Source organism: Micromonospora sp. DT31, from assembly GCF_049841795.1.
Lineage (GTDB): Bacteria > Actinomycetota > Actinomycetes > Mycobacteriales > Micromonosporaceae > Micromonospora.
The window spans coordinates 568,655-575,885 of record NZ_JBNCKZ010000001.1; the positions used below are offsets into that span (position 1 = coordinate 568,655).

5 protein-coding genes are annotated in these 7,231 nt (G+C 72.6%); 2 read left to right on the forward strand and 3 right to left on the reverse strand.

The features are described 5' to 3' along the window. Positions 1-20: 20 nt before the first annotated feature. Together ACLQ2X_RS02440 and ACLQ2X_RS02445 are read right to left on the reverse strand one after the other, a co-directional pair. Entirely contained in the window at positions 21-3,011 is a 2,991-nt protein-coding gene (locus ACLQ2X_RS02440) for a glycosyl hydrolase (RefSeq protein WP_425679249.1), read from the reverse strand. Between the two features lie 388 nt (positions 3,012-3,399). After that, positions 3,400-3,726: a hypothetical protein gene (locus tag ACLQ2X_RS02445; protein ID WP_425679250.1), complete on the reverse strand. Its 327-nt coding sequence runs from the start codon at positions 3,724-3,726 to the stop codon at positions 3,400-3,402. Positions 3,727-3,824: 98 nt separating this feature from the next. On the opposite strand from ACLQ2X_RS02445, the gene ACLQ2X_RS02450 reads away from it, so the two are divergent. Further along, positions 3,825-4,445, forward strand: coding sequence for an L-threonylcarbamoyladenylate synthase (locus ACLQ2X_RS02450; protein WP_425679251.1), 621 nt, complete (start codon positions 3,825-3,827; stop codon positions 4,443-4,445). 75 nt (positions 4,446-4,520) lie between these two features. Then, complete coding sequence (locus ACLQ2X_RS02455; RefSeq protein WP_425679252.1) at positions 4,521-6,092, forward strand: Na+/H+ antiporter; 1,572 nt, start codon at positions 4,521-4,523, stop codon at positions 6,090-6,092. A 41-nt stretch (positions 6,093-6,133) separates the two neighbouring features. Here ACLQ2X_RS02455 and ACLQ2X_RS02460 read toward each other — a convergent pair whose 3' ends face one another. Then, entirely contained in the window at positions 6,134-7,066 is a 933-nt protein-coding gene (locus tag ACLQ2X_RS02460; RefSeq protein ID WP_425679253.1) for a superoxide dismutase, read from the reverse strand. Positions 7,067-7,231 lie beyond the last annotated feature (165 nt).

Consider the following 7,231-nt stretch of genomic DNA (forward strand, 5'->3'; position numbering starts at 1 on the left):
GTCGGGGCGCCGGAACCGGGTCAGGAACTGTAGGGCAGGGTGACCGTCGAGCTGTTGCCGACGCCGAGGCTGGTGGGGAAGTTGCCGATGGCGTTCCACACCTCGACCCGTACCGTCCCGCCGGACAGGTTGCCCGGCGTGCCGGTGGCCGAGAGCAGACCCTCTGTCTGCCGGTAGCGTTCCGCGCCGGGAACCGGGTCGGTGGCGAAGTACCTGTAGGTCTCCGCCCGGTCGACGCGGCCGTCGCCGGTCAGGTCGTACGAGACGCGGATCTGGACGCCGTTGCCGACCGCGGTGCCCGCGTCGACGGCCAGGTCGAAGGCGGTGGCCCCGCCGGTGTACCGGCCGGTCAACCCGGTGGCGGTGAAGACCTGCGGGTTGGTCGGCGTGCCGTCGTGGTTGCCGTTGGCGGCGACCACGCCGACCGTGCCGCTCGTACCGGCCGCCGCGCTGAGCCCGCCGCCGGAGCGCAGGTAGCGGACCGGAGTCACGGGGGTGCCGGTCGGCGTCGGGCTCGGGGTGGCGGTCGGGCTGGGCGTAGCGCTCGGCGTCGGGCTGGGCGTCGTGGTCGGCGGGGGAGTCGTGGTCGGCGGGGGACCGGTCGGCACGGCCACGCCGCCGGTGGCGCTGCCGCCACTCCACGTGTACGCCCCGGAGGTGGCGGTCCGGCCGGCCGGCACGGTGAGCCGGGTGCCGTCGGAGAAGGTGACGGTGAGCGACTGTGCGGTGATGTTCGAGGCCACGTAGGTGCGTACCCCGTTCTTGCGGAACACCTTCGCCAACGGATGGTTCGCGGTGACCGTGGTGTCCACCGTGCCGAGTGCGGCGAGGTTGCGGATCCAGTGGAACGTGTGCGCCTTGCTCTCGCCCTCCTCGCTGGTGAAGCCACTGTTGGCGCGGAAGTTGCGCAACGCCTGTTCGCCGTCGCCGAGCGCGAGGAACTCCCAGATGATGTCCTGCCACACCGATGGCGGGCCACCCTTGTTGGTGACCAGTTCGGCGTAGTTGGCCTTGACGTACTCCGGGTAGTCGCCGAGGTAGAGGTGACCGCCGGTGATCGGCAGCATGTTGATGCCCTGGATCATCTCCGGGGCGGCGGAGAACCAGGTGGAGTACGACCCGCCGTCACCCCACACCATGCCCATCGTCTTGTGCCCGAAGGCGGCCGGGAAGTTCTGGTCGTACACGTCGAACCAGTACTCGGAGATGGCCGCGGACTGGGTGGTCCACAGGTAGACGCCGGCGTCGCGTACGGCGGTGTCACCGGTGGCCTGTCCCCACTGGATCAGGGCGTTGGCGAAGTTCATCCCCTCCGAGGAGGACTCCTGGTTGTTGCCGGCGAAGAACGGCGCGAGGCCGGAGGCCCAGTCGTGGCCGGCGTAGATGTCGAAGTCGCGCAGGTAGGGGAAGCGGCGGTCGGCCCGGTCGTAGTTGTTGGCGTCGCGGATGAGCAGGTCGACCATGCCGCCGTAGCGGGTGTCGTCGGCCCACCCGGGGTCGAACTTGGCGACCGTGGCGGCGGCGGCGATGAAGTAGCCGTAGTGGAAGTGATGGTCGTTGAGGTCCTCGTCGGAGCCGTACGAGGCGGGGTAGCCGATCAGCGTGCCCCAGTTGCGGTCGTAGTAGAACAGCTGGCCGGCCTCCCCGGATCCGGCGGTGAGCCAGTTGGTCAGCCGGCTCTTCATGGCGGTCACCGCCGCGTCGCGGACCGAGGTCTGCCCGAGCTGGTCGGCGATCTCGGCGATCCGGGCGGCCCGGCCGAGTCCCTTGCCGGCCCAGTACGTGTCCGGGCCGCTGACGCCCTCCGGGTTGCCCTGCTCGGCGTTCAGGTAGCCGGTGACGGTGGACAGGTCCGCGCCGCTGGAGTCGCCGACCGCCGGCACCTCGGGCAGGACGCCGGTGAAGCGCATGGTGGTGGTGAACGACGGCACGCCGGTGAGTACCCGCATGGCGCCGCGTGCCGAGACGTAGGTCGGGGTGATCGGGGTGGCCCCGGTGAGGCTGCGCCACTGGTGCGGGTAGAGCGCGACCACGGTCTTCGTCTCGCTGCCCTCGCGCGCGGTGGTGGTGAACGCGTAGGTGGTGCGTACCGTGCCGGCCGACTGGTCGTAGGCGTAGCTCATCCGGGTGCCTGTGACGTGTGCGTGGGCGTACCTGCCGTAGGTGTCGGCGAGGGCGGCCCGGTCGCCGCCGCCGGGCAGTACCGCGACCGAGAAGTAGCCCTTGCCGGCCAGCGTGGAGGTGATGCCGGTGCCGTTGACGGCCCAGGTGGCGCCGGTCGGTGCGTACGCGACGTAGTCGTGGCCGTTGACCGTGAAGCCGAGGGTCGACCCGGAGTTGCGCCAGACGGTGGGCGTCGTCGCGGTGGTGAGCTGCGCGTTGCCGCCGCGGACCGTGTAGTAGCTGAACGGCAGGCCGTGACCGATGGTGGCGCGCAGGGTGCGGCTGCCGTCGCTGAAGTCGGCGGTGACCGTCCAGTCGGTCCAGTCGGCGGCCTTGACCACCGGCGCGGACAACCCGGCGATGCCGACCCGGACGTCCTCGGTGTAGGGGTAGTGGTATTCGCCGACCCCGGTCGCGGTGCCGCTGATCGCCGGCGTGGTGGTGTACGACAGACCGAGCCCGTTGCTCTCGGCGCGGAACGCCAGCGGGTGGGCCTGGAGGTTCTCGCTGCCGGTGCAGTTGTTGCGCTTCCAGATCAGCGACGACCACCAGTCGTTGGTGGGGATCGCGCCGGCCGGCGCGTCGGCGGTGGCGAAGGTCCTCGGGTTGGTGCTGATCGCGCCGCAGCCCTTGGGCAGCGCGGCACCGGCCGGCAGTGTCTCGGTGTAGCTGCCGGCGCCGACGGTGCCGGCGGTGGCCGCGCCGCCACCGCCGACCACGACGGCGAGCAGGCCGGCCGCGAGCGCGGACGCGGCGGCCAGGGCGAGCACCCGTCGGCCGGGACGGGACGGGGCGGAGGCGGCCGGGGGTGCCGGGTCGGGGGAGAAGTCCCGCGGGGAGAGGGTCATGGAGGTCCCCTTCACGAGGAGAAGCGGGGTTGCGGTGGGAGATCCGAGTTCGTGAGAGCGCTCTCTTGACGTGGAACATTAGGATCCGGTTACCTGTCCGTCAATGTCTTGTTGCAAAAGAGAGCGCTCTCCGTGCTCGCCGAAATCGACTCCGTGATCTCTCGACGGCCCGCTGAGCAGGGCCGACGTCATCCCTCGTATCCGGGTGGGCCGGGGGACGCGCCGGCCGGATCCGAGGACTTGTCCGCTGTCCGGTCCCGGCGCACCTGCGCCGGGCGCCAGACGGCTCCGGCGCCTGCCCCTGGAACGGGAGCAGGCGCCGGAGTCGATCTTCCGTGCCTCGACCGGTTCGCGCCGCGCACGCGCCTGTGCCGCCGCGACGCGACCGTCAGGCGGCGGCGACCAGTCGGGTCGACCCGGGTCGGGACGCCGCCGTGGCATCCGACTGTCCGTCCGTCGCCTGAGCGGCGACGAGCGGGCGGCGAGCGGCGCCGGGCGATTCGTCCGGGCGCGGTCGGCGGGCGACGCCCAGCCCTTCCTGGGCGGCGTTCCAGGCGGCGCACGGCCACGCGGCGCCGACACAACTGGGGCTGGCGCAGACGCGCTCCGCGTCCGGCTGGTGCGCGTCGGCCACCGCGGCGGCCAGGTCCCACAGCAGCGGATCGGTCACCTCCGCGGGGCGGTCGATGACGCGGTCTGTGCTGGCTTCGGACATCTTCTGGTCCCCCCTGTCGTGAAACGGCTTCCATCTGTTTCCGGAATCCGGCCGGGGCAAACCTGCGACCGGCCGGGGGTGGGCATAGGCTCACCCGCGTGGCGCGGTACTACGACCTGCATCCGGACAATCCGCAACCCCGGGTGATCCGGCAGGTGGTGAACCTGCTGGACGAGGGCGGGGTGATCGCGTACCCGACCGACTCCTGCTACGCGCTCGGCTGCCGCCTCGGCAACCGGGCCGGGGTGGAGCGCATCCGGGACATCCGGCGGCTCGACGACCGGCACCCGTTCACGCTGGTGTGCGCCGACTTCGCCCAGCTCGGCCAGTTCGTCAAACTCAGCAACGCGGTCTTCCGCCAGGTCAAGGCCGCGATCCCGGGCAGCTACACGTTCCTGCTGCCGGCCACCGCGGAGGTCCCGCGCCGGTTGCAGGACCCGCGGCGGCGGGTGGTCGGGGCGCGGGTGCCGAAACACACCGTGACCCAGGCGTTGCTCGCCGAGATCGGCGAACCCCTGCTGTCCAGTACGCTGCTGCTGCCGGGGGAGGACGAGCCGATGACCCAGGGCTGGGAGATCAAGGAACGGCTCGACCACCTGATCGACGCCGTGGTCGACGCCGGGGAGTGCGGGCTGGAACCCACCACCGTGGTCGACCTGTCCGGCCCGGAGCCGGAGATCCTGCGCCGCGGCGCCGGGGACACCGCCCGCTTCGAGTAGCGACCACCGCTTCCGTCCCACCGGCCCGCCACGGCACGGCACGGTGGATCGGGCGAACTGCGACGGGGGTACGGCGTGGAAGCACTCGTGCTGATCACGGTGCTCGGGGCCACCGTGCTGGTCGGCACCACCATCGGGGGCCGCTACCGTGTCGCGCCGCCGGTGCTGCTGATCGCCATGGGCGCGCTGATCGGCCTGCTGCCGCCCTTCGACGACCTGCTCCTCGACCCCGAGGTCGTGCTGGTGCTGTTCCTCCCGGCGATCCTCTACCGGGAGAGCCTGGTGACCAGCCTCCGGGAGATCCGGGCCAACCTGCTGGTGATCGTCGGGCTGGCCGTCGCGCTTGTGGTCATCACCATGGTCGCCGTCGCGTACGCCGGTCAGGCGCTGGGGATGGCGCCGGCCGCCGCCTGGGTGCTCGGCGCGGTCCTGGCGCCCACCGACGCCGCCGCGGTGGCCGGGCTGGCCAAGCGGATGCCACGCGGAATCCTCACCACGTTGCGGGCGGAGAGCCTGATCAACGACGGTACGGCACTTGTCCTGTTCGCGGTGGCCGCCGGTGTGGTCGCCGGCGGCACGGTGCCGGGGGCGTGGACGCTCACCGGCGAGTTCGTCGGCAAGGCGGCCGGCGGCGTGGCGGCGGGCCTGCTCGTCGGCGGGCTCGTGGTGCTGATCCGCAAGCGCGTCGACGACCCGATGCGGGAGGGCGGGCTGAGCATCCTCACCCCGTTCGTGGCGTTCCTGCTCGCCGACGCGGCGCACGCCAGCGGTGTGCTCGCGGTCGTGGTCTCCGGGCTGCTGCTGTCCTACGCCGGTCCCCGGGTGATCCGGGCCCGCTCGCGGATCACCGCGTACGCGTTCTGGGACCTGTCCACCTTCATGATCAACGGTGGGTTGTTCGTGCTGCTCGGCACGCAGGTGCCCCGTTCGCTGCGGGGCATCACCAGCCACTCGCCGATGGCGGCGCTGGGCATCGCGGTCCTGGTCGCCCTGGTCGTGGTGCTCACCCGGCTGGCCTGGGTGCACCTGTCGGTCGCGCTGCTGCAGCGGGTGGACCACCGGTCACGACGCCCGCGTCACTTCGACGCCCGGATGCGCACCGCCGCGGGGTGGGCCGGCTTCCGCGGCGCCGTGTCGCTGGCCGCCGCGTTGGCCGTGCCGGTCACCATGTACGACGGCGGACCCGTCTACGAGCGGGACCTGATCATCTTCGTGACCGTGGTGGTGATCGTGCTGATCATGCTGGTGCAGGGCACCACCCTGCCCGCGGTGGTCGGCTGGGCCGGCCTGACCGGCGACCGGGAACGGGACGACGAGGTGCGCTGGGCCCGGATCCGGGCCACCGAGGCGGCCCTGGAGGCGCTGCCCCGGGTGGCCACCGAGGTGGGCGCGGCGCAGGAGACGGTGGACCAGATCCGCGCCGACTACCATGACCACCTGGCCGACGCCCGCGACCCGCGCGGTCCGGAGGCGGAGGACGAGCGGGAACTGGCCCGGCGGCTGCGCCTGCGGGTGCTCGACCACAAGCGACAGGAGGTGACCCGGCTGCGCAACGCCAACCAGATCGACGACGGGGTGCTCCGGGAGCTTCAGGCGGCCATCGACATCGAGGAGATCCGGCTGCTCGGGCCGGAGTTGCAGGACTGAGCGACCCGGGCCGTCCCTGGCGGGGCGGCCCGGGCGGCGGCTCAACGTCGGTCGACGGCGACCACGGTGTACGGGGTGGTCGGGGTCGGCGGCGTGCTGAAGCGGCCGTTGGGCAGGTAGAGCCGGCCCAGGGCGGTGGCCACGGTGGTCGGCACGTCGAAGGCCGGGTCGGTGATGATCCGGCGCAACACACCGGTGGTGCCGGCACGGTTCAGCTCGACCACGGCGACCTGGTTGAGCCGGTTCTGCACCACGTAGAGCGTGCGGCCGAGCAGCAGCAGGCCGTCACCGTTGGTGAAGGTCTGCCCCGGCACGCTCACGGCGGTGGTGCGGCCGGTGGCTGGATCGACCCGGAACAACGTGCCGGTGTTCGACTGCACGACGATCAGGCCACGCCCGTCCGGCGTCGGGACGATCCCGTTGAGGTTGACGCCGGTGCCGATCTGCTGGAAGTCACCGGTGAGCGTGAGCGTGGTGAAGCCCTCGGCGGGCGGCAGCGCGCCGCCGCGGCCCAGCGGGAGACGGTAGAGCACCGGCCGGTTCGAGTCGGTGAACCAGGCGGCGTCCCGGGTGAGCGTGACGTCGTTGACGAAGGTCGGTGCCTCGGCGAACCGGTAGCGGGCGAGCACCGCGCCGCTGCGGGTGTCGATCACCCGGGCGTCCCCGGCGGTGCCGCCGGCCACGAAGAGCCGGCCTCGCGGGTCCACCTTCAGACCGAGCGAGGGGGTGCCGGTGGGCGGGCTGAGCTGGGTGCCGGCGCCGGTGATCAGGTCGGCGCGGTAGATCTCGCCGGTGGCCCGGGAGCCGAACCAGGCGTACCGGCCGGCGGCGGCGACGCCCTCCGGCTGGAAGCCGTCCGGCAGGGCGATGACGGCCGGTGGGCGCCCGTGGGCGGCTGCGGGGGTCGGGGCGGCGGTGGTGACGAGGGTGGCGGTCAGGGCGACGCCGAGGGCGGTCCTGATGCGTCGGTTCACGGTGGTCCTTCCGGCGAGACGGTGGGTAGGACCCTCCCCACTGTACGGTCGCCCACCGGTGCCCGCCCTGGACGTGGGGGGGGGGGGGGGGGGGGGGGGGGGGGCCTTGGCGGGTGGGGGGGGCCGGGGGTGGGGGGGGGGGGGGGGGGGGGGTGTGGGTGGGTG